Annotated in this window: 1 protein-coding gene; it reads right to left on the reverse strand. The window is 61.1% G+C overall.

The window, feature by feature from the left end; all coding sequences use genetic code 11:
- Window positions 1-39: 39 nt before the first annotated feature.
- Complete coding sequence (locus IHV84_RS20180) at window positions 40-1068, reverse strand: IS30 family transposase (protein WP_198848164.1); 1029 nt, start codon at window positions 1066-1068, stop codon at window positions 40-42.
- Between the last annotated feature and the right edge of the window lie 49 nt (window positions 1069-1117).

Genomic DNA, 1117 nt, shown 5'->3' on the forward strand with positions numbered 1-1117 from the left:
GGCGGATTCAAGTCCAAGTGCAACATTTATTGTTGTTGCTCAGTGCACAGACTCAGGCAGCTGGCTCAAGCGATGCAGATGCTGGGCATAGACCTCCAAGGGCGTGCTGTAACCCAGGGTCATCCTGGGCCGCCCGTTGAGTTCATCGGCCACCGCATCAAGCTGCTCCTGGGTGTAGCCACTGAGGTCCGTACCCTTGGGGAAGTACTGGCGCAGCAGCCCATTGGTGTTCTCGTTGCTGCCCCGCTGCCAAGGGCTGTAGGGGTCACAGAAGTACACCTTCATGCCTGTGTTCTGGGTAAGTCTGGCGTGCTCGGCCATCTCGCGGCCTCGGTCGTAGGTCAGGCTCTGGCGCATCGGGCTGGCAACGCCATTGAGCTTGTCGCTGAATGCCTGCAGCACATGCGCGGCTGTCGCTGGATTGGGATGGGGTAGCTTGACCAGCAATACCAGGCGCGTGGTGCGCTCGACCAGGGTGCCAATGGCGCTGGCGTTGTTCGCCCCCTTGATGAGGTCGCCCTCCCAGTGGCCTGGAAGCCGACGGTCCTCTATTTCCGGTGGGCGCACATGGATGCTCAGCAAGTCCTGGATTTCCCCACGCCGGTCCTTGCCTTTGGAGCGGGGCCAGCGCTTGGCGTGGGCCATGCGCAGACAGGACACCAGCTCCTTTTTGAGTTCGCCCCGGGGGTGGGCATAGATGCAGGTGTAAATGCTCTCGTGTGACACTCGCTGGCGCCTGTCGTGGGGATGAAGTTTCTTCAGTTGCCCGGCAATTTGCTGGGGCGACCAATGCTGGCGTAGATACTCGCACACCTGCTTGAACAAGACGCCTGAGCGCAGTAGTTTGGGCTGGGGGCGGCTATGGATGCGGCGAATACGGCAGCGCTGCTGGGCAAAGCGGCTGACGTAGCCTTTGCCTCCTGCATTGCGCAGGATCTCGCGGCTGATGGTGCTGGGGCTGCGGCCTAGAGCGCGGGCAATGGCCCGCAGGCTTTGCTTTTGCTGCAGGCCCAGCGCTATGGCGTGGCGCTCCGATTCTGTGATCTGCTCGTAGGTTCTTTTGCTCATGGAGGCCTCTATTCTGAAGGGGGTGTTGCACTTCAGATTTGAGGTCGCC

Source organism: Acidovorax sp. IB03, from assembly GCF_016406015.1.
GTDB lineage: Bacteria > Pseudomonadota > Gammaproteobacteria > Burkholderiales > Burkholderiaceae_C > Acidovorax > Acidovorax temperans.

Excerpts from the sequence above, each read along its gene's own strand:
- IHV84_RS20180 (WP_198848164.1), bottom strand. The coding sequence starts at position 1,068 with ATGAGCAAAAGAACCTACGAGCAGATCACAGAATCGGAGCGCCACGCC.